The organism is Jeotgalicoccus sp. FSL K6-3177 (genome assembly GCF_038050175.1).
Taxonomy (GTDB): Bacteria; Bacillota; Bacilli; order Staphylococcales; family Salinicoccaceae; genus Jeotgalicoccus; species Jeotgalicoccus nanhaiensis.
Window position 1 is genome coordinate 1629598 of the sequence record NZ_JBBOSK010000001.1, and the last position, 24626, is coordinate 1654223.

The following is a 24626-nucleotide window of genomic DNA, read 5'->3' on the forward strand; positions in this document are numbered from 1 at the left end:
AGAAACGGTAAAATTATCCCAGTTTTCTGTACTGCTGCTGATGGGAAGAAGTTTTTTCAATCGCTTCAACTGATTTTTTCTTCTGAACCTTTTCTAAAAACAACCGTCCGAGACTGCTTCTTTTTTCCGTTTTAATCCTATTCCACTTATAGCCTTTGAAGAGATCTTTCAGCAGAAAAACTTCACCCTCTTTTAAATTCTTCGTTTCTTGCCACGCTTTTTTAATAATCTCCTTCTCATTTTTAGCCATCATTAACACCTCGTATTCTAAGTAAATTAATAATACCCGATTTTGCAATGATTATAACACTTAAGATTGTAATAATCTGCCGGCTGTCCGCAGCAGAACATTCGCGCCATTCACCAGCTGTTCCGGTGATGTATATTCCAATGGGTTGTGGCTGACACCGTCTTTACTTGGAACGAAGATCATCGCTGACGGTGCAATCCGGTTAATCATCTGGGCATCGTGACCTGCGCCTGATGTCATTAATTTCGAACTCAAGGTTAACTCTCCTGCCGCTGCGACAATATTTTCAACAATGGATTTATCAAATATTACCGGCTCGAAAATCGCAAATTCCGTCGCCTCTACACCTATTTTTCCTTCTGCTTTAATTTCTTCCAGTGTATCGCGGACTAACTTCTGCGCTTCATGGAAACCTTTTTCTGTCGGACTTCTCATATCGAGTGTAAATGTTGCTTTTGACGGTATAATTGTTGCGGCATTCGGTTCAAGCTGAATTGATCCGAGCGTTGCAACTGTGTCGAGTTCATTTTTATTAATATAGTTATACAGTGTTGACATAAAGTATGTCACTGCCTGCATTGGGTCTTTACGCAGATAGTTCGGTGTTGATCCTGCATGGTTCGCTTCTCCTCTAAAAGTAATTTCCCGTCTTGAGTTCCCTTGAAGGTTGTGAACTGCACCAATTTCGAAATCTTCCTTGTCGAGTACCGGTCCCTGTTCAATATGCAGTTCAATATAGGCTTCCGGCTGAATAAAACCGGGTTCATTATTCCCCGCATAACCGATGCGTTCAAGTTCGTCACCTAATCTCAGCCCGTCGATACTCATAGTATCGAGTGCTTTTTCGAGACTTAAATCTCCTGAATACACTAAAGATCCAAGCATGCTCGGCGGGAATCTCACACCTTCTTCATTAGTAAATGCTGCCACAGTGACCGGCCTTTTTGTCTTAATATTATTTTCTTTTAATGACTGGATTGTTTCAAGTCCTGACAGTACACCGTAGCTGCCGTCATATATTCCGGCATCGATGACCGAGTCGATATGAGAGCCCAGCATTAAAGGTTTTTCTCCCTTATTGTGTTCTTCCTCCCAGGTTGCAAATATATTGCCGAAACGATCAATTTCAACTTTTAAGTTAAGTTCCTGAAACCAGCTGACCAGTAAATCCCTGCCCTGTTTATCTTCGTCTGTCAAAGCCAGTCTGATTAACTGTCCCTGGTCATTTCGTCCTACCTGACCCAGTTCAGTAATTCTATTTAATAATCTTTCTTCATTGATTTTTAAATGGTTCATTGTGAATGCACTCCTTTTTCAATAACTTTGTTCTATACCCTGCAGCATTGAATTTATTCTAAAATTAGTTTCACAATCTCTTCTTTCGTAATACTGCCTAAATAATGACTCAGGTCTATAGAAGAGAGAGCAGATAGTAAATCTTCTTCTTTGAGACGTACACCTTCAAGCACTTCTTCCACTGTCCTGATTTCCTGATTACCGAAAAAATCGCCGTAAATTTTTGCATGCTGAATTATACCGCCGTCAACATCGAGCGTAATATCAAGTGTACCTATAGAGAATCTGCCGTCTCTTGAATACTTAAATCTTGGAGACTTCCCGAAAGTCCATTCCCAGTTGCTATATTTTTCAGCCATCAGCTGATCAATTCCGGTCCAATCTTCATCGGTCAGTTCATATGTTTTAACTTCGCTTCTGTCAGCTGCACCAAATATTTTAAGAATCATCAGTTCAGCGAATTCAATGCTTGAAAGATTTTTATATTCTTCATCTAAATGATTTCTTAAAGCGCTGACTCTGCTGCGGACTGATTTAATTCCCTTCGATTCCATCTTCTTTTTATTCGGTTTAAGTGATTTCTCCATTTTCTCTTCGTCGATATCTAAGAGCAGACTGTAGCCGCTGTAGGTCCGTCCGTTAACAACATTCATTGCACCGCCAGAAACTTTCTTTCCATCTACATGCAAATCATTGCGTCCGCTTTTCTCCACATTTTTTAAGCCGAGTTCTTTTAATATTTCTATGGCAGGAGCATACATCTGATCAAAATTAATATCTGCACTCGCGCTTGTATTATCACTGACGAAACAGAAATTCACGCCGCCCATATCGAGATAAATAGTTCCGCCGCCGGTATCCCTTCTGACCAGATTAATGCCGTTCTCTTTCATATATTCTAAATTCGCTTCTTCACGGGCGTTCTGATAGCGTCCGACCTGAACAAGCGGTTCTGTTAAGTATGGAAAGACCATATCTTCGCCTAAAAATAAATTCTTCTGCGCATAAACCTGAACAGCAAGAGCAACTGCTCCGTCGTAGATATATTTCCCGTTGCGTTTAACTTCTATAAGATACATTGATTATTGCTCCGTTTCGTATGTTTTCATTTTAATAATCTGCTGTTCTTTTTGAACATTTTCAAGCAGTGTTCTGATATCTTCCTGCAGCCAGATTGAACGTTTTCTTACAGCAGGCGGTATTCTGTAATCTTTTAAGTTCACAGTCATGTACAATGCATTCTGCCTGTTTTCAGCCAGCTGCTGAAATGGGTGTTTAATAACCTGCGGTGCCATATAGCCGCAGCCGAGTTCCAGTATTAATAACTTTTTATCTGTATAAGAATCCAAGAAATTATGGAACAGTTTCTGATCACTGAAAAACTGTTCATCTTCCACCATCCAATCGGTGTGATTACGCCGGTTCAGCTCCATAGGCGCACCGCATTCCTTACAATATGGAATCAAATCGTCAGGCACCTTCATACCCCGCTGGCGGTCGATCATGTCTTTCATTAACTCTTCATTATTATAACGTTTTGGAGTACATCCTTTTGAACACTGCAGTAAGTTATATTTCCCCTGCACGTCGAATACTTTATTTTTATCAAAACCGGCTTTTTCAAAAGCATTGTCTGCGTTGGATGTAATAATATGATAATTTCTGCCTTCCAGTAATTCTTTCAGACGTATATAAGATTCCCCGAGCGGCTGACTCATATAATTTAAATCGACAAAACGGCTGAAAAATGCCCATTCTTCATTTAAATTTTCAAATTCAAATACGCTTGCCTGAAACATATCCAGCCAGCGGTACTTTTCAATGAAATCAGGAAAATTTTGTGTAAATCTCGGTCCTGCATATGTAAAACCATCTGCCGCCGCCATGCCTGCGCCAACACCGATTAATACAGCATCCGCTTCATCAAGCGCCATGGACAATTTGCTTGAAGCAGTTAAATATTCGCCATTTGACAGTACATGCCATGATGTTTTACCCATATTCTCAATCCTTTAATGAATTCTTAAAAACTTCTTTAAAACTACTATAACAGATTAAAAAAGCACGATGATTAAATCACCGTGTTTTATAAAGCATATATTTAATTATTCTTCGCCGCTCAGTTTAACGAGAATTTTAGCCTGAGACTTATCTTCAATTAATTTATTGAAGCCTTTTTCTATAACTTCATCGAGTTCTATTTCTTCAGTAATCATCAGTGACGGATCAATCTGGCCACTTTCAATCATTTTTACAGTCGCTTCAAAGATATCCGGTTCATAACCGAGAGAGCTCGATATTCTTACACCAGATGTTGTCAGCATCATCGGATTAAAATCGATTTCTTTTTCAAAGATGGAAACAATGCAGACCATACCTCTCGGTCTAGTCGACTGAATAGACTGTTCAAGTGTCTGTTTCACGCCCGCGACTTCAAATGTCCGGTCGACACCGTCCGGGTAAATCGACTTAATATACTCTACAGGATTTTCTTTACCGCTGTTTACAGTATGTGTAGCACCAAATTCTTTAGCTTTCTCGAGGCGCTCATCCGATAAATCAAAGGCAAAGATATCTTTCGCTCCGGCTGCACGTGCAGCTAATATAGTCACAAGACCGATAGGACCTGCTCCGTAAACCGCAACCGTTTCGGAGAACTTAAGTTCCGATTCACGGATTGCCTGCAGCGCAACTGCTGTCGGCTCTACCAAGGCACCGATTTTCAAGGAAGTACTGTCTTTCAGTTTAACAATGTTTTCTGCAGGTACGACGACAAAATCAGCAAAACCGCCGTCATCTCCGAGTCCGATAAACGTTCCTTCTTTATAGAAATCGTATAAAGGATTGTCATGCTGCTTGTTTGTAAGAACAGGATTGATAACAACCTTGTCTCCGGCAGCCAGTCCCTCAACTTCTTCTCCGACTTCTTCTATTACACCGCTGAATTCATGTCCCATAATTACAGGTCTCTCTTTACCTGTCACACCATTCGGCGCATCTCCCGGAATAAAAATTGGACCCCCGAGATACTCATGCAGATCAGTACCGCATATACCTGTCCAGGCAACTTTTACTTTAACACCCTCAGCATAAACTTTAGGTTCAGCCACTTCTTCGATTCGAACATCTTTTGTGTCATAGTATACTACTGCTTTCATAAACCACTTCACTCCTTGAATGTTTTTCTTACTTATATTATAACTTATTGTGAAGAAAATCACAAGTATAAACTATACTTCTTCAAGAACTTCCGGCAGAAGTATAAAACCATCTTCATCTGTGCCGAATTTTCTCGCAGCAGCCATCTCTTTATAAATCATATACAGTCCTAGAGCACACAGGAAGGCATCCAGCTTATCTTCCAGGTGCTTATGATGTTTCCGGTTAATCGCTGCTTCATCCACCATCAGTTTTTCTTTGAATCCGGATATAATACCCCGCTGTTCAAGCAGGCCAATACGTTCTGTCAGCAGCTTCATCTGTTCAACATTTTCTTCAAATGTTACTCCTTTTTTACGTTTATATTTAACCGGGTAAATATCCGGGAACAAACCGCTCACAATTCCCGTTGGAAATGTCTCAATAATACTTGAACCTTCTTCATCAATGCCAATGCTGATATTTGGGAGATGTTCGATTATTAAATTGCTCAGCACTTCTCCCCGGATACTTTTAAATGTTTTTGTCAGAAAAGTCCTGTTGGAATTAAAAGCATACACCCGGTGACCGTTAATTCTGCCTTTAAGCAAATCGCGTTCAGCCTGACGCGATCCTGTTTCATTATTTACAACCAGCGGCGCATCGATTGCGATATACAGTTTTTCATCACCGTATGATTTAATAATATTAATAATCTCTTCATCGCTGAACACAGCAGATTCGAGAATAAGCACTTCTCCGCTTTCATCCATGACACAAATGCCGCTTTCATTTTTATATGTCCACGCCAAATCTATACCGATAAATTTCATTTATATCACTCATTCTCTTTATATCATTATTGATACTGCTTCAAGTATATTATAATCGAAGTAAATAATTCACGCGGGAGATGGTTTAAATGTCAAAAGCACTCTTAATTATTGATGTGCAGCAGGGGTTTTTAAAGAGTTATAAAGAACTGCCCGACAGAATTGCAAAAGTTGCTCAAAAGTTTAAAGATAATAATGACACAGTCATCGCTGTTCAGCACATTGATGATATGAAAGGCAGCCCCATTGAATTCGGTACATCAGGTGCTGAGATTCCGACAATTTTAACTGACAAAGCTGATATTACAATCCCCAAAAAATACCCTATATCTTTTAAAGAAACTATTTTGCAGAGTTACTTAGATGAACAAGGAATTAAGGAACTTTTCATTACAGGGTTTAATATGGAATTCTGTATTCTTTTTACTTCGATAGCAGCTGCAGACAGAGGCTACGATGTTACTGTGATCGAAGACTTGTGCGGCAGTGAAAATGATGGCAGCACATATGAAATGAATAATTTAAATATTACAGATTTTATTGGCACAGTTATGGACTGGTCGGAACTAGTGACTAATAAATATTTGGAAGAGACGGAATATGATGATTGACTCACTAAAATCTCACTTACCGCTTCAAAACATTCAAACAATTACGCCGTTTAATAAAGGCTGGTCTGATGACCGGAAGTTTATCGTTGTAACGGTTGATAATAAATATCTGCTGAGAGTCGGTGATATTAACAATAAGAATAGATACATCCAGCATGCCCGCCTGCTTGAACAGGCTGCGGAGAATGGTCTTCCTACTCATAGGCTTATTGCCCATGGAACTCTACTCGCTGATACACATTATTTTCTTCTTTTGGGCTGGCTCGCGGGAGATGACGCAGAGGATGTTATTACTAGTTTTTCTCAAGCTGAGCAGTATAATCTCGGCCTTGAAGCAGGTAAAATTCTTAAAGTGATTCATAATTTTAAGCTTGTTTCTGCCAGTTCTGAATCCTGGGCTAAGAGGTTTAACCGGAAAATTGACCGTAAAATTGAGATGTATGAAAACTGTGAACTGAAATACGAGAACGGTCATCTGCTGCAAGATGTTGTCAGTAAATACAGACACCTGCTTGAAAATAAAAAAGTTGTCCAGCATCACGGTGATTTTCATATTGGCAATATGCTGATTGACGAAAATGACAAACTTCATATCATTGATTTTGACAGGCATGATACCGGGGAGCCTTATGAAGAATTCAACAGAATTACCTGGTGTGCTTCTCTAAGTCCCGCTTTTGCCAGCGGCAGAATTGATGGATACTTTAATAACGATGTACCCGATGAATTTTGGGAGCTGCTGCTCCTTTATATTTCATCCAACATGCTGTCTTCCCTCCCTTGGGCTATTCCCTTTGGCGATAAAGAGATTACTACTATGAGAAAATCGTATGCAGAAATTTTGGATTGGTATGATGATTTTATACGAGTTGTACCAAATTGGTACAAAATATACTAGTCTGATCCGTTTGAATGAGGATGAGAATTCTTCATCTTCAACCAAAGATTCCCGGTTGAGTTTGAGAAATTGTCATCCTCATCCGAACACAAAAAATGCACTGAAATCACAAAATATGATTCCAGCGCATTCATTTTATTCGGCCGCAGCCTGATTTTTATTTTTTGTTCTTTTATTTACAAACAGCAATATTCCAGTCAATACAGCTGCAGTCGTTATAATTCCTGCAATCGAACTTTGTGTGAGTCCGGTCATGAGGAAGCCCGCACTTGCCGACAAGCCGATAATAACAGCGTACGGCAGCTGCGTTCGTATATGTTCCATATGGTCTGCAGCAGAGCCGGTAGATGACATAATACTCGTATCGGAAATCGGAGAACAATGGTCGCCGAATACGCCTCCGCTGATTGCGGCGCCGATGACAAGCGGAAGTTCTAAATCAAGTGCAATCCCCATCGGAATCGCAATTGGTATCATAATTGAGAATACTCCCCATGAACTTCCGGAGGCAAAGGCAATCAGACCGCCGAGAATAAAAATAATTACCGGTACTAAGAAGGCCGGCAGATAGCTTCCTGCATAATGTGCAATCACTTCGCCGAGTCCCATCTCTGTTGCTACAGTTCCAATCGACCAGGCCATAACTAAAATAACCGGTACAATCATAATCTGCATAATTCCGTCGACATAGCCGTTTAACAGGTCCTCAAGCGGCATTTTGTAACGCAGTTTAGCATACAGCATGCCGCCGACTGAACCGAGAAAAAAGCCTGTCGTAATGGCAAATATAATATCTGCATTTAAAAAGGCGCCCGTGAGACCATTTGTTGCGATATCGCCTGTCCAGAAAATAACTCCAAAGATCCCAATAAACAGCAGTGCCAGCGGTATAAGGAAACTGAAGATATCCGCCTCATCCGCTTCTTCCTGCCCTGTCTCATTGATCATCAGTTTATCGTGCTCTCCGTATAATTTACCAGTCTGAATTGCCCGCTGTTCCGCTTTATACATCGGTCCAATATCAATTTTCATGTTAATTACAAGTAGCACGCCGACAATCGCAAAAATTCCATATAAATGAAAAGGAATCATCTGAATGAATAGCGTCCAGGGATTATCTGATAAACTGAGCGCTGCAAGCTGGGTTGCAATCAAACCTGTAATAAAGGGGGCATATACACTGATTGGCGACATTGACGCCACAGGACTGCCCATTGAATCGACGATATAGGCAAGTTTTACACGCGATATTTTTAATTTATCAGTAATCGGCCTTGTGACAGTACCGAGTATTAATACCGGTTCTGTATATGAGAACAAAAAGGCGCTCCCCCAGACGAAATTCTGCCCTTTTTGACGGGTATCCACTTTTTTCGTCGCAAATTCTGCAAATGCTTGCCCCGCTCCCGTTGTACGGAGTACGTTGATAAACCCTCCGGTAAAGACGACCAGCAGTATTAACGATGCCTTCCACGGATCCGCGATTGACGGCACCATAATTTCGTTAACTGTATATGTAAAACCTGAAACCGGATTCCATTCATTCATTACTGTTGCGCCAAACCAGACGCCTAAAAACAAGGCGACAACAGTCTGCTTAGTAATAATGGCAATGACTATTGCGAGGAGTGGAGGTAAAAGAGATAACAATCCATATTCCATATCCTAAACACCTTTCGTATTTTTTTATCAATATCTTTTAATAATACAGCAGTGAGGGATTAATGAAAACAGTAAAAAGAGCAGGACCTGTGTCCCGCTCTTTGCTTAATGATTTAAATTTTACTCATCACCGTTTTGAATACCGAACTGGTCTACAAGTTCCACCGTTCTTTCCTCACCGAGCATGAAATCTCCTTCCAGCTGATACATGCTGACAATCATTTCATCATCTTCTACTTCGTAAATGGCGAAGTTCTGTGAAGATGAGTCCCGGTTATTTGAATGTGAATCAGAAAATGCATCAGTTTCCTGCGGCTGGCCGCCGAAACCGAATAAACTGTTGTAGTAATCCATATCCTCCTCGGTCATCCAGTTAAGGTCCGGTCTTACTTCGTGCAAGTGGTCAAGTCCTTTAGAATATACATCATCATACTCTTTTGTACCCCCTGTGTTAGGCAGCACATAAACCGTACCGTCGGGGTCTTCCATGTACTCTACACCGTTATCGCCGACGAATGTTTCGACATCTTCAACTTCAGCGTTCGAGAAGTTTTCTTCTGTCGGTACATGTGTTAATGAATGAGTTCTTGAAATAACATGGTCGTGTCCCTGCAGCGCAAGGTCGATATCCAGTTCGTCGATTAATGCCGTCAGTTCTTCTCTTACTTTCTGCACATCTTCATCCTGCAGTGAGTGATACGATTTAGAATACAGCGGTTTGTGGTAGTTCAGCACGATCCACTCTGCACCGTTGGCGCGTGCCTCTTCAACGTCTTCAGTAATCCACTGCATCTGTTCTTCACCAATAGCCTTGCCTTCAGGGTTATCATCAGATTCTTTATTGTCATTCGTATTTAAGGTCACAAAATGCACACCGTTATAATCGAATGAATAGTAAGAACCGCCGTCAATTTTATCGTTTGCTACAGGGACGTTAACGTGTTCATTGAATTTTTCAGTCAGCGGCTCGTCACCGTAGTTTAAAGCATATTCATCGTGGTTTCCTGAAGCCACTGCCATGGCAGCCTGCATGAAGTAAGGACGTGATTGTTCAAATAAATCCACCCATTCATCTTCCACTTCGGCAGTTTCGACTACGTCACCTGTATGCAGAACGAAATCAGCATCGCCTGCAGTTTCAAGTGCGTTCATTAAAGTATTGGCGCCGTATGACGCTTCATTACGCACGTTTTCATTCCAGAATGCGTTTTGAGTATCTGTATAATGAACAAATTTGAACGGGTCTCCTTTTTCACCTGACGTTTTGAAGGTGCCTGTTTCACTGATTCCGCCCGCTTCGCTGCCGACCTGATAATAATAAGTCGAGTTCGGTTCGAGACCTTCCGCCTGTGCTTTATATGAATACTCCGTTACATCAGTCAGTTCAATATGACCGTAATCTCCGGACATCCATTCATCTCCGTGAGCCTGTTCATCTGTATAATAACCATTGATTACCGGTTCGCCGCTGCTGTCTTCCACCGGTTCATCTTCTTTCACTTCGGCAAATATGTAATTTCCGTTTGCATCACGTTCAGCGTAACTTGAAGTGACTTCCGCCGCTTCTGCATCGAATTCCAAAGTATCATCAAAGTTCCCTGATTTAGACACCCATACTTTAGCATCTTCAAACAAGTCGCTAGTATACCAGTTGAACGCCATTTCCGTTGAAGTATCACCATTAATTGTTGTGATAATACGATTTGGTGTATTATTTACAGGCACATCCGCAACCACCGGTTTCTCGCTCGAGAGTACCGGCGAGAATTCCTCCTGTTCAACTGCCTCTTCTGCCGGTGCTGTACCTGCAGCATTCGAACTTCCGCCGCCCGCAGCTTCAACCGGACTGAGTACTGCAGATGCTCCCAGTGCTGCTGCTAATAAACCAGCTGACAGTTTTACAACCAGCGGTTTCCTGTTATGTAAATCGTCTTTCATAAATATAACCCTCCTGTAAAATTGACTGACTATGTTGCTCCATTACAAATAGTACAAGACGAATATTTATATTCATTTAATGTAATGTAAAGATTACTTAATACTGGGAACTGATATCATAAGCTGGAACAAAATGAAAATAAGCCGCAGCATAATTTCGCCCCGGCTTATACTCATTTAATTATTATTCATAATAACAGTCGTTGTCACCACTGTTGTCGTTGCCATTAAGATGGCTGCTTCCATATCCTGTACAGTTTTGCTGACAGCTTTTCCATATTCATTATTTTCGATAATTTCAGCGAGTTTTTTATCGGCTTCTTCTTTTCTTTCTCTGCCGAAAACTTCCGCTGTTAAATCACATGTTTTAATTAGGCTCAGCAACATCGCAATTTCGGAATCTGCTTCTCTATTATTAAATACAACATCATTAACATGCTTCCGGATTTCCTGTTCCGGCCGCGCATCCACTGTCGGATAGACATTGGTGTTAAAAAAGAGAAAATATGTTTTGTCTTCTTCTTTCAATATCCCTTTATCAACGAGAGATAAGTACACCGGATCATTAATAGCTTTAGTATTACCTGAAAAGTGATTAATCCAGTGTTCAACCGTCCGCTCTTTATGGTCTTCTTTAATTTCATCAATGACCGTATTAAAGTATGAAATTTCGGTTAATGTATCATCGGCAAGTATAACTTTACCGTCTTTTAATTCTATACGCCCCATCATTGCAAGCTCGGATAAGATCGAACCGGTCAGTCCGTAATTCAGCGATGATGATGCCGAGGAAACCGCCGTGCCTTTTTCGTCATCCGTACCGAGCAGAATGAGTGCTTCTGCTATTGTAAACATTCGGACACCTCCTGGAGTCTTTATATTTAATACCATCTCCAGCCGAAGTTTAAACAATCCATTTACTTACAGATTTCTGATATAGCACATGCACTTATATTTTCTTTCGATTGAATCGAACTGCTCGATATCATCTCCGGTATACTGCGCGAACATGTACAGCGGCTGAAGATTATCATCTCCCGGCTGCACACTGTGCGCCATGTCTTCATCTGACAAGTAAAGATGATAATATTCATCAACTTTTCTGTAAGCATTTTTTTCAAACCAGTCTGCTGAATGTCCGGCATCACGTGTCCATGCTTCAAGAAATTCGAGCTCCAGTTTAATTGCTTCTTCCACAGCACGTTCCATCAGCGCTGTACCGATGCCCCGTCCTTGAAAGTCCGGGTGTACAGCAAGATGCCAAATCATGCCGCCTGTCCCTTCTTCGGAACAGACTTTTTCATCTTTTGTATCGTATTCAATATCAATAAGACCAACCACCTGCTCATCTTCAATTGCCACCAGTTCTATACTTGGATTTTCAAATGTTTCTTTTTCTCTGTGAACATCATCATAGTACGCCGTGTCTAAAAAGGACAGCACGCGGCATCTGACCCATCCTTTTTCATCTGCCGGTTTATAATTTCTAATTTCCATAGTAAGCTCCTTTTAATTGTTTTTCTTCATAAAAAACAATCTTCTGTTTTTTATAAATAACAGTGCAAATTGTTCAGCAAACAATATTCCAACGGCTATCGAGCCTGCGCTGATAATCACTTCCATAATTATATTAACCGCACTGGAATATTCCGATAAAATAATGCTGCTCGTGGCGTCGTAGGCAAGCCCGCCCGGAACGAACGGTATGATTCCGGGAGTCAGAAATATCGTCGACGGCTCTTTGTACACCCTTGCCATTATATGACTCATTATTCCAAGAGTAAATGAACCGATAAAAATAACCATCACAAGCGGCAGGTCAAATATATTTCCGATTGTCTGTCCCATCATCCACCCCGATGCACCGACGATACCCGCAGGGAGAAATAATTTTTTCGGCGCATCAAAAACAACAGCAAAAAAGTAGGATGCAGCAAAACTAAACACTAAGTTTAATATCCATTCCATCATTATTCCTCCTTAAACGAATATTAGAACAGACGAAACGCCGGCTCCGATTGCAAATGAAGTAACCAGCGCTTCTGATGCTTTCGTCGTAAACATCATCATATGACCGCCGAAGAGATCCTGGATTGCATTCGTAATCAGCACTCCCGGAACAATCGGCATCACCGATGATATCAGCAATGTTGACAAGTCGCCTCCCGGAATATAAGTGTGGCCCGTAACGACGATTAAGGCGATTGTCAAACCGCCAAAAAATTCCGGTATGAACTGCTTCGCCATCCTTTTTTTAATTATCTCCGTCACACAAATTCCGAGAGCACCTGCGAGGAAGGCCGTGAATATATCTATCTTTAAACCGTCCTGCAAATACAAAAAACTGAGCGCAATAAGCGCTCCCGCTATTGTTTTAAACCATATCGGATGATCTTTCGTCTTAATATATATTTGTTCAAGCAGGTTGAAAGCCTCTTTCAGCGTCAGCTCATCCCGAACCAGTTTCCGGGAAACGCTGTTCACCTTGGAAATTTTAATTAAGTTCGTATTTCTTTCCTTAATCCGGTAAATCCTCGGATATGACTCATTGTGCAGCATAAAATTTATAACAGTGTTTGTCACGAAACTGTTATTTTCGGTAAAGCCGTAGTGAGACGCTATATAACTCATCGTTTCTTCCGTCCGCGTCCCTTCAGCCCCCGCTTCCAGCAGTATACGCGCTGCGAGCATAATAACATCTTTCACTTGTTCTTCATGATCGTCGATATGAAATGCTTCAACTTTCACCCACAGCACCTCCAAAAATAATCTATATCTATAATAATATAAAAAATAAGCTTCGGCACCTGCCAAAGCTTATTTTGATTACATATTTGCTAATGATTTAACCGCTTCAAACTTTTCTTTCGCATCATTGTATCCGAGCTCATAAAGTTGTTCCAGTTTCTCTTTGTTTCTCGTCGTTCTGCCGACACCAGTATCTTCACTCGGCGCGAGCACAACAATCTTGCCTTCTTTTTCCTGGTCAAAAATATAGTTCAATCTTTCATTATAATGTTTATATCTTACTTTCATCCGTTCATCGACTTTCGGATATTTTTTATAATTAATGACCGAAGAAATTTTACTCTGCTTTTTATAATAGCCTCTCGGTTTCGTAAGGACAACGACGTTTTTTAAAAAACCGTCACTCTCCGCTTTTATAATCGGCAGCGGATCGACAATGCCCCCGTCCAGCATATAGCGTCCTCCATATTCAACTGCATCAGCAAAAAATGGAATAGAACTGGAAGCCCGCAGCAATTTCCCGAGCGTTTTCTCATCGTAGTCTTCTTTATAAAAGTACATCGGCTCGCCGGTTTCACAATCCGTCGTAACGATAACGAACTCATCAGGACCCGATATAATTTTATCAACATCCAGCGGTACTATTTTATTAGGTATTTCATCGAAAATAAAATCCATCCCGAACAATTCGCCTTTAAGTATAAAATTAGTAAATGATAAATACCGTTTGTCGTTTACGAAATCAATATTGATAGTCCTGTTTCTGCCCTGCTGCTCCGACAGGTAGGAAGCCGCCATGCAAGCTCCCGCCGATACACCGATAATATAAGGAAAATGTATTTCGTGCTGTGCAAAATATTCCAGAACGCCCGCTGTATACAAACCCCGCATACCGCCGCCTTCCAAAACAAGTCCTGTGTCATTCATTATATCCTGCTCCCTGTATCTCTTTATAAAAATGATGATATTATATAAAATATCACAGATTCCTGATATTTGTATAATCTACACATTGATATTATTTCACTTTATTGAGAAACTGGAAAATAAGAATACGCTTTCAAAGGAGCGCTTATGAGCAAAGAGAAAATCAGCCGCTTTATATTTATGTACATACTTGTCTTCGTCATAATCATTGCTGTGCAGTTTGTATTTCTGGACGAAGTCAGTATACTGAACTCCTTATTTATGCCGGCAGTCGTTGCGTTTTTATCACTCGCCGTCAGAAGCAATGTTAAAAAAGATGAGGAAATTGCAGCGCGGGAAAGCAGGAATCGCAGTAAAGATTAAACATTTGATTATTGGATGGCTGCCGGTTTACAACACCCAGTCCCCGTTGTTATCCCAGGGCTCTCGGTTTACAACACCGGTTTCCCGTTGTTATTCCAAAGCTCTCGGTTCACAATACCGGGTCCCCGTTGTTATTCCAGTGCTGCCGAATCACAACACCCAGTCCCCGTTGTTATCCCGGCCGCAACAAAAATAAAAAAGGAAGCAGATTATGAACTATAACCTATAAAATAGACAATTTAATAAAAGCGTTACGCTGTGAGTAGATGACCCCGGTATTGTGCCGGGGTCATCTTATTTAGTCCCCATTGATAGCGCTCATTATTATACTTATTAATATATTCATTTGTTTGATGTTTGAGTTCGTCTAAGGATTCACAAGATTTATAATCGACCCAATCTTTGAAAGTCCCGAAGAATGATTCCATTGAAGCATTGTCCCAGCAGTTCCCCCGACGCGACATGGATTGTACCAATCCCATTTGTTTCACTTTAGACTGGAACTCCGGATGGGTATAGTGGAAGCCTTGGTCGGAATGAATGAGTGCTTCTGGATGAAACTCATCCACGGTATTGGAGAGTTGTTTTAAAGTCCGGTACACGATGTTCATTTTCAATGATGTGGTGACCACATGCGCCACAATCTCTCGAGTCGCACCATCTTTCACGCAGGATAAATATGCTTTCTGACCTTTACCGTAATACAAGTAAGTGATATCAGTTAACAGGACCTTACCTGGCTCTCCTTGGTCAAACTCACGTTTCAACAAGTTTTTACACGTTTTATGTTCCTGCGTTGCTTTCATCATTAATTTATAAGGATTCACTCTACGAATGCGTGCCACTAGATTATATTTTTTCATCAGTCGTCTAATCTTTTTGTGATTCATAATAATATGATAATCATTGTCTAAGATTATTTTAATTTGTAAGGCACCGACTTTACCTTTCTCAGCATTATAGATTTTCTTAATGAGAACAATGTCTGCTTCGTCATTGATTTGTCTAACGGATCTGTTTGCTTCATTATTTTTCCAAGCATAATAGCCACTTCTCGACACCTCTCCCAGCATACACAGGTAAGTAATCATATTTTTGAGTTGATGGTTCCGGCAAACCATCTCTATTAATTCATAAGTCTCACGTGGTTTTAACTGCGACGGTTTTGTTTCGCCTGCCTTTCTTTCATCTCGAGCTTTTTTAGAAAATCATTTTCAGCTTCCAAATATTTAATCCGTGCTTCAGCTTTCTTTAATTTCTCATCACTGTTCAGTGCTTTATTCGTCGGACGACCTGAAGCGCCTTTTCCACGCTGGTCACGTTCCAAACCGCTTTGTCCGTATTGCGCATATGTTTGACGCCATCGTGACAAGCATCGGCTTGGTTGTTCTTTACCCACGACAGACAAATCAAATCCATGATCGAGGAAGATTTGTGTGGGACTAAAGCCTTGTTCATGTGCGTCTACCGCGCGTATTTTAAATTCTGGATGATACGTAATAGATCGATCAGATACCCTCAATACATTTGGGTTTTGTTCCAGTTCTTTAATTTCAAAAGACGTAAAATGTCTAGCCATGATAGCCCTCCGTACAGATAGTTTATTTAAGTATAAACAAGATAATCTTTAGGGCATAGAAAAACCCGAATAAGAGACGCTTTTTATAAGCTGTCTATTATTCGGGTTACAGTTCATTATGACAATCTGCTTCCTTTTTAAATCAGTTCTGTTCTATATTTTTATCGATGTGACTTTTGTTTCCGTATAAGGTTCCAGTCCTTCTGGCGCACCTTCACGGCCGACGCCGCTTTCTTTTAAGCCGCCGAATGGAATGTTCGCAGCACTTGGTGCACCATTATTCCAGCCGAGCACCCCGAAGTCGAGTTCTTCTGTCAGTCTGATTCCCGTCGTATAATTTTCAGTAAAGTAATATGCTGCAAGACCGTATTCTGTTCCGTTTGCTTTATTAATCGCTTCATCGAGATTAGAAAAGCTCTGAATTGGCGCCAGCGGTCCGAATGTTTCTTCGCTCATACAGATCATATCGTCGGTTACATCCGTAATAACAGTCGGTTCTACAAAGTAGCCGCCTGATTTATCTCCTTTGCCGCCGGTTGTAACTTTACCGCCTTTTTCAATGGCATCTTCAATGTGTTTCATCACTTTATCATAACCGTCTTCATCGATTAACGGTCCGATTTTAACACCTTCATCCATACCGTTGCCGACTTTCAGCTCTTTTACTTTCGCAGTAAATTTTTCTGTGAATTCATCCAGCACATCTTCGTGCACGTAAAATCTGTTGGCACATACGCAAGTTTGTCCCGAGTTTCTGAACTTCGATGCGATTGCGCCTTCAACTGCCTTATCGATATCAGCATCCTTGTTAACAATCAGCGGTGCATGTCCGCCGAGTTCCATCGTCACATTTTTAACCGTCACTGTGGCATCGCTCATCAGCTGCTTGCCGACTTCGGTCGAGCCGGTAAATGTCAGTTTCATAATTTTATCAGACTGGGTAAATATTTCACCTGCATCGCGGCCGGAGGCATTAACATATTGAATGACGCCTTCATCGAAGCCCGCCTCTACTGCAAGGTCGATAAATTTCACCGCTGACATCGGAGTTGCGCTTGCCGGCTTAACGATAAATGTATTGCCTGCTGCAACAGCCGGTGCTGCTTTACGTGCCATCATTGCTACCGGGAAGTTCCAAGGCGTAATCGCTGCGACTACCCCTATCGGATGCCTCGTTACAACAATTCTCGTGTCATCATTATTCGCCGGTACTGTCCGGCCGTATATTCTTTTCGCTTCTTCAGCATAGTATTTAATATAACTGTTGGCATAGTCGACTTCACCGAGTGCTTCAGCAAGCGGCTTGCCGCCTTCCAGCGTGACGAGTTCTGCGATTTCCTGTCTGTTCTCATCGATTTTTTCCGACCATTTGAAAAGTAAATCCGAACGGTCCCCGGCATTCATTTTTCTAAAGTTTTGAAATTTTTCATGTGCAGTATTAATTTTCTTCTCAATTTCGTCTTTGCTGTCTTTTTTTACGCGTCCCGCTTCTTTTTGAGTTGCAGGATTGATTACGATAATTTCTTCTGCCATTTAATTTCCCTCCAAAATATAAAAATCGTCCTATAAATAATTATAGGACGATTAGTTTCAATTTACAAAGTTACAGACTTTGATCGAGTAAGGCATTCGCAATCTCATCCAGATCTTTAACTGTGTACTGGAATCTGCCGTGGAATACATACTTCAGGAAGAATGCTTCCAAGTCTTCCTGACCGACGATTACTCTGATCGATGGATCTTCCGAATAGTTGGTAATTGAATAATTGCCGTTATCTTTCGGATTGAAGTAAATAATCGGAACGATGTCGTATTGTAATTTAAATTTGTTTTTAAGTTTTTCAGCAGTTACTTTCGTTTCATCGATAATGCCGTTGTAGTGGTTAACCGATACATTCGACGCATCTGCCTTTTCAAAAATTAAAGTCTGTTCTTTTTGCTTATCGAGTTCCAGTAAATCGAAGAATGATTCAATATACGGTACTTCTTCAAACTGGCTTTCATTCACACCGTGTAAAATATGACCGCTCCAGTATTTAGAATCTATCAGATAAATACCCGTGCGTGTTAAAACTAAATGATCGATTTTACGTGTATTTGTGTAATTTCTTGATGGTAAATAAATGTTCGACAGAATAATCATATCCGTCTCACGGATTTTTTCATCTTTAACAAGTTTGTCTTTTAACTGAATTAAAGAAAGGTCTGTCAAATACTCGCCTTTATCTACAGTAAACTGATGCAGGCTCGAAAGTTTGTTATCGAGAAGTGTCGTATCATTATGATATTTTTCATTTAAAGCGGACATTTCTTTCTTGTGCTCTAAACGTTCTTCCTCATGTTCACTTTCGTATTTCTCAACGAGTGAATCTTTTTCTTTCGAATAAGTTTGTTCCACAGTTTTCACTTCATTGCGGTGTTTAAAGTAATATACTAAAAACCAGATTGCAATGATGAGAAGCACTGCTGCGACCGCGATAAATATCGGATCTGTAAAAATATTAGTATTCATATTATTCCTCTCTTTCGCAACTGCTTAAATTAGCTATTTCTAAGAAGATCTTTCAGTGCATCGACCTTATCCAGTCTCTCCCAAGGCAAGTCGATGTCCGTACGACCAAAATGTCCATAACTCGCAGTCTGTTTATAAATTGGTCTTCTCAAGTTTAGCATATCTATAATACCATCTGGTGATAAATTAAACAGTTCTCTGATGACTTTTGTAATTTTTTCTTCGTCGTATTTTCCTGTATTAAAAGTATCGACCGCAATAGATACCGGCTGGGATACGCCGATGGCATAAGCCAGCTGAATTTCACATTTTTCCGCCGCACCGCTCGCTACGATATTTTTTGCAATATAACGTGCTGCATAAGCTGCGGAACGGTCAACTTTTGTCGGGTCTTTGCCGCTGAAGGCGCCGCCGCCGTGACGAGCGTAGCCTCCGTAAGTATCGACGATAATTTTACGTCCTGTCAGACCCGCATCCCCTTGCGGTCCGCCAATTACAAATCTGCCTGTCGGGTTGATGAAATATTTAGTTTCTTCATCTATGAGATTTTCAGGAACTACTTCCTGAATCACGTATTCTAATAAATCATCGTAGATTTGTGTCGCCGGAATATTTTCATGATGCTGGGTAGAGATAACAATCGTATCGACTCTTGACGGTTTGCCGTTTTCATCGTATTCAACCGTTACCTGTGATTTGCCGTCCGGACGCAGATAGGAAATTGTATTATCTTTACGCACTTCTGTTAAACGGCGTGAAATTTTGTGCGCTAATGAAATCGGCAGCGGCATAAACTCTTTCGTTTCGTTCGTCGCGTAACCGAACATTAAGCCCTGGTCGCCTGCACCTGTTGAAACTCCTTGTGATTCGCGGGTTTCAAAAGCGTTGTTTACACCGACAGCGATGTCCTCTGACTGCTCATCAATTCCCGTTAAGACAGACATTGTTTTATAATCATAACCGTACTTCGCATCGACATAGCCGATTTCCTTAACGGTTTCTCTCACTGTTCTTGGAATATCGACGTAAGTTTCTGTGCTGATTTCCCCGACAATCATCGCAAGACCTGTGTTGACTACTGTTTCACAGGCAACACGCGCATACGGGTCGCCTTCTAAGATTGCATCGAGAATCGCATCTGAAATCTGGTCTGCAATTTTATCCGGGTGACCTTCTGTGACTGACTCTGAAGTAAATAATTTACGTTCTGACATTTATAAAATCTCCTCTTAAAGCTCATTTAGCCATCTCTTCAAAGCAAAAAATAAAGCCTTTTTCTCCATAATAAACAGAGAAAAAGGCTCGCCCTTTTCTCTTATCGGTCAGAATTACTCTGCATTCTTTAGCACCTTTCTTGAAAAGGAGGTTGCTCTGGCTTCACAGGGTTTGAATCCCTCCACCACCTCTTGATAAGAGATAACTTATTATTCATCTTACATTATTGGAATGGGCAAATCAAGATTAACAAGTTTTATTTGCAGCAGCTTTTTAGATAATTAAATTATAAAACCCAAAAGCAAGCTGTGAAAAATCCTTAATTTTATAAACATATACTTATAACTTTTATAATGATATATAAATTTATCTTATGGATCAGCATTGCAAAAAACAATTCAATATTCAAAAACCTTATCCTGTTATTGTGTAAACATAAAAACGAATGTGTTATACTAATTTCTAAATACTTCGTTAATGAAAATACTTGGAGGCGAATCATGGTTAACCATAAAAGTTTAATCGAAGGTCTTGTTAATAAACCTTCTACTCACAAACAATTATCAAACGCTGAACTTGTCGAAGCATCTTTACGACGCAAAGAGGCTGTACTTACAAATACAGGAGCACTTCGCGCGCAGACTGGAGAATACACAGGCCGCAGCCCGAAAGACCGTTTTATCGTCAGAGACAGCGTATCCGACAGCAAGATTGACTGGGGCGAGGTCAACCAGCCTATTTCACAGGAAATTTTCGATAACTTATTCGATAAAGTTACTACATATTTAAATGACAAAGAAGAATTATTTGTCTTTAACGGCTATGCCGGCGCAGACCCGCATACACAACTGAAACTTCAGGTTGTCAATGAGTTCAGCTGGCACAACATGTTTGCGAAAACAATGTTTATCCGTCCTGAAACAAAAGAAGAAGCACTTGCAATCGATCCTGAATTTACGATTGTATCTGCACCTACTTTTAAAGCAGACCCTGAAGTCGATGGTACGGGTTCTGAAGTATTCGTCCTTGTATCATTAGAAAAGAAAATCATTCTTATCGGCGGTACTGAATACGGCGGAGAAATGAAGAAATCAATCTTCTCAATTATGAACTACCTGCTTCCTGAAGAAGGCGTGCTCAGCATGCACTGCAGTGCCAACGTCGGCGAAAACAAAGATGTTGCATTATTCTTCGGTTTATCAGGTACAGGTAAAACGACGCTTTCTGCAGACCCGGAACGCGATCTTATCGGTGACGATGAGCACGGCTGGAATGACGATGGTGTATTTAACATCGAAGGCGGCTGTTACGCTAAAACTATTAATTTATCAAAAGAAAAAGAACCTGAAATCTTTGAAGCGATTAAATTTGGTTCGGTACTTGAGAACGTAGTTATCGATGAAGACGGCAATCCTGATTACGATGACGGTTCACTGACTGAGAATACACGTGCAGCTTATCCGATTGACCATATCGATAATGCGCGCATTCCTTCAGTTGCAGGACATCCAAAAACAATCATCTTCTTAACAGCAGATGCATTTGGAGTACTTCCTCCAATCGCCAAGTTAAACAAAGATCAGGCAATGTACCATTTCTTAAGCGGATTTACATCTAAACTTGCAGGAACTGAACGCGGCGTTACTACACCGCAGCCGGTATTCTCAACATGCTTCGGTTCACCATTCCTGCCGCTGCATGCGACAGTATATGCGAACATGCTCGGAGATTTAATCGACAAGCATGAAGTTAACGTTTATCTTGTAAACACAGGCTGGACAGGCGGCGAATACGGCGTCGGCAAGCGTATGAACCTTGCACACACCCGTTCAATGGTACGCCGTGCTATCAGCGGTGAACTCGAATTAGGTGAATTCGTTGAAGATGAAATGTTCGGCTTATCAATTCCAACAGCAGTGACTGGTGTGCCGGAAGAAATTCTTGCACCAATCAACACTTGGGAATCCAAAGATGCATACAATGAAAAAGCACAAGGACTTAAAGATAAGTTCATAGAAAACTTTAAAAAATTCGGTGAAGAATCAGCTGCGATTGCTGAAAAAGGCGGATTTTAAATATATTTGATTGCAGAATCCCGGGATATTGATTATCCTGGGATTTTTTGTTGGGAATCGGCAGGCTCGCTGCATATTTTCTACAGGGACACTTACTATGAACTTTGTTGATTTGACAAGGTACTTGTAGCACGTTCTATGTACTTTGTCGATTTCACAACGTACTTGCAGCATCTTCCATGTACTTTGTCGATTTCATAACGTACTTGCAGCATCTTCCATGTACGTTGTCAATTTCACAACGTACTTACAGCATCTTCTATGAACTTTGTCAATTTCACAACGTACACACAGCCTCTCAAAATGACGAAAGCCCGGAACAATTTCACTGTTCCGGGCTCTCTTATTTAAACAGCCGCTACTGACAGCCGTTTTCTCTGACTTCATTATATAAATAAACGATACAATCGTCTTTCAAAAGCAAACTTTTATCTTCTTCAGGAATATCGTCTATATGGTCCACCAGCATCGGACCGTTTGTTTCATGATAGTGTTTCAGCTGATCCAGCCGTTCAATATTACAGCAAAATGCTGCTTTACTGAATGTCTCATCGCCATCGTGAACGGTATATGTACCTACAAAATGCATGTCGCCCACGAGACCGCCCGTTTCTTCATAGAGTTCGCGCTGAGCACCTTCGACAAGTGCTTCTCCATTTTCCACTTTTCCTCCGGGGAATTCCAGTCCTCTCTCTCTATGGTTTGTCAGTAAAAACTGGCCGTTAAATTTAGGGATTATAAGTACATGTTTCGTATTTTCAACGTAACTGTTTTCCAATGTAACACGTCTGCCTTTAAAATCAGTAAATGTTTTCATATAGAATCCTCCCAGTTGCACTCTTGCATATATCAGCTTACAATAGTTGTATTAATTTTAAAAGGTGATGCTGTAATGAAAAAAGTATTAATCGGCTCCGTTCATTTTTACCAGAAATATATTTCTCCAATGTCGCCGCCGACCTGCCGCTTTTACCCGACCTGTTCAAATTATGCTTTGGAAGCACTCGCTGAACACGGCGCAATGAAGGGCAGTTTCATGGCTGCTAAGCGCATTTCAAAATGCCATCCGTTTCATGCAGGCGGCTTTGATCCAGTGCCTGTAAACGAAAAGAAAAAACATCAGTAATTATCTCTTTAATGCTCCATACCTGTATTTAACGGCCGAGAAACATTTTTTGATTCTGACTGCGTGAAATCTTCCCGGTCGATGTCATAATAATTTTATCGACATAGTGAATTTCCTTTGGCAGCTTGTACTTTGCCAAATGCTTACTTAAGTGATTGACCAGCAATGCCTCGTCCACTTCTTCTTCCAGCAGCAGCACCGGCACACTGCCCCACTCTTCATCGTCTTTTTTAATGACAACACAGCGATCGACGCCGCTGAGCGAGTATACCGCATCCTCTATTTCTTTCGGATAAATGTTCTCGCCGCCGCTGATAATCAAATCAGTCCGTCTGTCTAAAATATACAGATAACCCTCGCTGTCAATTTCCGCGAGATCTCCTGTATTAAAGTATCCGTCTTCTTTCTTCATATCTGCATTTAAATAACCGTTCGCAACACTGTCTCCTTTAATCAGCAGTTCTCCTGTATTTTCGTCGACTTTAATATCATAATCCTGAATATTCCCGACGGTCCCGCTTAAAATCTTTTCATCTTTATAAGAAATTTGAACAATTTGGGAGCATGTTTCAGTCATGCCGAACGAGTTATACACCGGCAGATTTTTGTTCATTGCTTTTTCCAGCAGCGACGGTGTTGTACTCGCGCCGCCGAGCAGCAGTCCTTCGAGATGATGTGTGCCTTCTATTTTCATCAGGCGCTTCAGCATAACAGGCACCATACTCGTATGAGTCACTTTATCCCGGTTTAAAATATTCCATATGCGCGCCTCATCGAATTTATTTTCGACGATTAACGTGCAGCCTGTTATTACAGCTCTGAACAGGATTGACAGTCCTGAAATATGAAAAATCGGGTTAACCATCAGCCAGGTGCTGTCACTGTCATAATTAAAATGCTGACGGCAATTTAAGTGAGATGCTTCATGATTTTTATATGTTTGCGGCACTGCTTTAGCGCGCCCCGTTGTTCCAGACGTAAACATAATCGATAAAATATCATCCGGCTGAGGATCGTTGACGATAAAAGTCTGCGTTTCAAGCTGAAACAAATCATCGTACTGAATTACTTCCACTCCGGAAATCTCAGCCGGCAAGGTCGCAATGACCGTTGTGACTGACACATCCTCCAGCTGGTTCTTAAGTTCACCCGGAGTTAACCGCGTATTCAGCATTACCATTTCCACACCGAGCATCATCAGACCGTGAATCAGTTTGACAGAGTCCAATGAATTATCAATATACAAACCGACTCGTTTTAATTTAAGAGCTTGCAGATGTGTACCGAGTGAATGTGCATGCATATACAGCATCTGATACGTCAGAGATTCATCTTTGTATTTCACAGCAAGGTTGTCAGGATAAGTAAAACTTGCTGTTTCCAGCCATTTGTATGACATTAATTTCACCTCAAAAACACCCATCATAGACGGGTGTTATATTTTAAAATATGCAA

General features: G+C 40.9%; 24 protein-coding genes and 1 riboswitch. Of the genes, 5 read left to right on the forward strand and 19 right to left on the reverse strand.

Annotated elements, in window-relative coordinates; all coding sequences use genetic code 11:
* Nucleotides 1-13: 13 nt before the first annotated feature.
* From MHH58_RS08070 to MHH58_RS08095, 6 genes are all read right to left on the reverse strand, one after another.
* Complete coding sequence (locus tag MHH58_RS08070; RefSeq protein WP_341345580.1) at nucleotides 14-253, reverse strand: DUF1413 domain-containing protein; 240 nt, start codon at nucleotides 251-253, stop codon at nucleotides 14-16.
* A gap of 57 nt (nucleotides 254-310) precedes the next feature.
* Nucleotides 311-1546, reverse strand: coding sequence for a M20 family metallo-hydrolase (locus MHH58_RS08075; protein WP_341345581.1), 1236 nt, complete (start codon nucleotides 1544-1546; stop codon nucleotides 311-313).
* 53 nt (nucleotides 1547-1599) lie between these two features.
* Entirely contained in the window at nucleotides 1600-2625 is a 1026-nt protein-coding gene (locus tag MHH58_RS08080; protein ID WP_135098245.1) for a lipoate--protein ligase, read from the reverse strand.
* A 3-nt stretch (nucleotides 2626-2628) separates the two neighbouring features.
* A complete protein-coding gene (locus tag MHH58_RS08085; protein WP_135098247.1) occupies nucleotides 2629-3546 on the reverse strand; it encodes a deacetylase SIR2 in 918 nt (305 codons plus the stop codon).
* 105 nt (nucleotides 3547-3651) lie between these two features.
* Nucleotides 3652-4704: a 2,3-butanediol dehydrogenase gene (locus MHH58_RS08090; protein ID WP_135098249.1), complete on the reverse strand. Its 1053-nt coding sequence runs from the start codon at nucleotides 4702-4704 to the stop codon at nucleotides 3652-3654.
* A 72-nt stretch (nucleotides 4705-4776) separates the two neighbouring features.
* On the reverse strand, nucleotides 4777-5517 hold the full coding sequence (locus MHH58_RS08095; protein ID WP_135098251.1) for a DUF429 domain-containing protein: 741 nt from the start codon (nucleotides 5515-5517) through the stop codon (nucleotides 4777-4779).
* Between the two features lie 89 nt (nucleotides 5518-5606).
* Between MHH58_RS08095 and MHH58_RS08100 the strand changes: the two genes are divergently transcribed.
* Nucleotides 5607-6128, forward strand: a complete 522-nt coding sequence (locus MHH58_RS08100) for an isochorismatase family protein (RefSeq protein ID WP_135098253.1) — start codon at nucleotides 5607-5609, stop codon at nucleotides 6126-6128.
* A complete protein-coding gene (locus MHH58_RS08105) occupies nucleotides 6118-7026 on the forward strand; it encodes an aminoglycoside phosphotransferase family protein (RefSeq protein ID WP_135098255.1) in 909 nt (302 codons plus the stop codon). Before MHH58_RS08100 ends, MHH58_RS08105 begins: the two co-directional genes overlap by 11 nt.
* 135 nt (nucleotides 7027-7161) lie before the next feature.
* Here MHH58_RS08105 and MHH58_RS08110 read toward each other — a convergent pair whose 3' ends face one another.
* The 7 genes from MHH58_RS08110 to MHH58_RS08140 form a co-directional block, all read right to left on the reverse strand.
* Nucleotides 7162-8688 (reverse strand): Na+/H+ antiporter NhaC family protein, encoded by a 1527-nt coding sequence (locus MHH58_RS08110; protein ID WP_341345582.1) that lies wholly within the window; start codon nucleotides 8686-8688, stop codon nucleotides 7162-7164.
* Between the two features lie 120 nt (nucleotides 8689-8808).
* Nucleotides 8809-10626 (reverse strand): metallophosphoesterase family protein, encoded by a 1818-nt coding sequence (locus tag MHH58_RS08115; RefSeq protein WP_341345583.1) that lies wholly within the window; start codon nucleotides 10624-10626, stop codon nucleotides 8809-8811.
* 177 nt (nucleotides 10627-10803) lie between these two features.
* On the reverse strand, nucleotides 10804-11481 hold the full coding sequence (locus MHH58_RS08120) for a GOLPH3/VPS74 family protein (RefSeq protein ID WP_167753388.1): 678 nt from the start codon (nucleotides 11479-11481) through the stop codon (nucleotides 10804-10806).
* A 66-nt stretch (nucleotides 11482-11547) separates the two neighbouring features.
* Nucleotides 11548-12123, reverse strand: coding sequence for a GNAT family N-acetyltransferase (locus MHH58_RS08125; protein WP_135098261.1), 576 nt, complete (start codon nucleotides 12121-12123; stop codon nucleotides 11548-11550).
* 12 nt (nucleotides 12124-12135) lie between these two features.
* Entirely contained in the window at nucleotides 12136-12594 is a 459-nt protein-coding gene (locus MHH58_RS08130; protein WP_135098263.1) for a threonine/serine exporter family protein, read from the reverse strand.
* Nucleotides 12595-12606: 12 nt separating this feature from the next.
* Nucleotides 12607-13317 (reverse strand): threonine/serine exporter family protein, encoded by a 711-nt coding sequence (locus MHH58_RS08135; protein WP_341346098.1) that lies wholly within the window; start codon nucleotides 13315-13317, stop codon nucleotides 12607-12609.
* A gap of 135 nt (nucleotides 13318-13452) precedes the next feature.
* The gene (locus MHH58_RS08140; RefSeq protein ID WP_135098265.1) at nucleotides 13453-14301 is read right to left on the reverse strand and encodes a patatin-like phospholipase family protein; all 849 of its coding nucleotides are present in this window, start codon (nucleotides 14299-14301) and stop codon (nucleotides 13453-13455) included.
* 147 nt (nucleotides 14302-14448) lie between these two features.
* Between MHH58_RS08140 and MHH58_RS08145 the strand changes: the two genes are divergently transcribed.
* Nucleotides 14449-14664 carry a hypothetical protein gene (locus MHH58_RS08145; RefSeq protein WP_135098267.1) on the forward strand — a complete coding sequence of 72 codons (216 nt, stop codon included), beginning with the start codon at nucleotides 14449-14451 and terminating at the stop codon, nucleotides 14662-14664.
* A gap of 251 nt (nucleotides 14665-14915) precedes the next feature.
* Here the strand turns inward: MHH58_RS08145 and MHH58_RS08150 are convergent.
* The 4 genes from MHH58_RS08150 to metK all read right to left on the reverse strand — a co-directional run bounded on the left by MHH58_RS08150 (nucleotide 14916) and on the right by metK (nucleotide 19969).
* Nucleotides 14916-16243, reverse strand: a protein-coding gene (locus MHH58_RS08150) for an IS3 family transposase (RefSeq protein ID WP_341344799.1) whose coding sequence is annotated in 2 segments (ribosomal slippage) — nucleotides 14916-15868 and nucleotides 15868-16243 — 1329 coding nt in all. Because the reading frame shifts where the segments join, the coding sequence is not laid out codon by codon here.
* Nucleotides 16244-16396: 153 nt separating this feature from the next.
* Complete coding sequence (locus MHH58_RS08155; RefSeq protein WP_135098919.1) at nucleotides 16397-17776, reverse strand: NAD-dependent succinate-semialdehyde dehydrogenase; 1380 nt, start codon at nucleotides 17774-17776, stop codon at nucleotides 16397-16399.
* Between the two features lie 70 nt (nucleotides 17777-17846).
* Nucleotides 17847-18755, reverse strand: coding sequence for a nuclease-related domain-containing protein (locus MHH58_RS08160; RefSeq protein ID WP_341345584.1), 909 nt, complete (start codon nucleotides 18753-18755; stop codon nucleotides 17847-17849).
* A 29-nt stretch (nucleotides 18756-18784) separates the two neighbouring features.
* Nucleotides 18785-19969 (reverse strand): methionine adenosyltransferase, encoded by a 1185-nt coding sequence (gene metK, locus MHH58_RS08165; RefSeq protein ID WP_135098924.1) that lies wholly within the window; start codon nucleotides 19967-19969, stop codon nucleotides 18785-18787.
* Nucleotides 19970-20067: 98 nt separating this feature from the next.
* Nucleotides 20068-20171, reverse strand: a riboswitch (SAM riboswitch).
* A gap of 299 nt (nucleotides 20172-20470) precedes the next feature.
* Between metK and pckA the strand changes: the two genes are divergently transcribed.
* Complete coding sequence (pckA, locus tag MHH58_RS08170) at nucleotides 20471-22045, forward strand: phosphoenolpyruvate carboxykinase (ATP) (RefSeq protein WP_135098926.1); 1575 nt, start codon at nucleotides 20471-20473, stop codon at nucleotides 22043-22045.
* A 358-nt stretch (nucleotides 22046-22403) separates the two neighbouring features.
* Here the strand turns inward: pckA and ytkD are convergent, their stop codons facing one another.
* A complete protein-coding gene (gene ytkD / locus MHH58_RS08175) occupies nucleotides 22404-22862 on the reverse strand; it encodes an RNA deprotection pyrophosphohydrolase (RefSeq protein WP_135098928.1) in 459 nt (152 codons plus the stop codon).
* Between the two features lie 75 nt (nucleotides 22863-22937).
* Here ytkD and yidD point away from each other — a divergent pair, with 75 nt between their 5' ends.
* Nucleotides 22938-23171, forward strand: coding sequence for a membrane protein insertion efficiency factor YidD (gene yidD, locus MHH58_RS08180; RefSeq protein WP_341345585.1), 234 nt, complete (start codon nucleotides 22938-22940; stop codon nucleotides 23169-23171).
* 28 nt (nucleotides 23172-23199) lie between these two features.
* Here yidD and menE read toward each other — a convergent pair whose 3' ends face one another.
* A complete protein-coding gene (gene menE, locus MHH58_RS08185) occupies nucleotides 23200-24570 on the reverse strand; it encodes an o-succinylbenzoate--CoA ligase (RefSeq protein WP_341345586.1) in 1371 nt (456 codons plus the stop codon).
* Nucleotides 24571-24626: the final 56 nt, after the last annotated feature.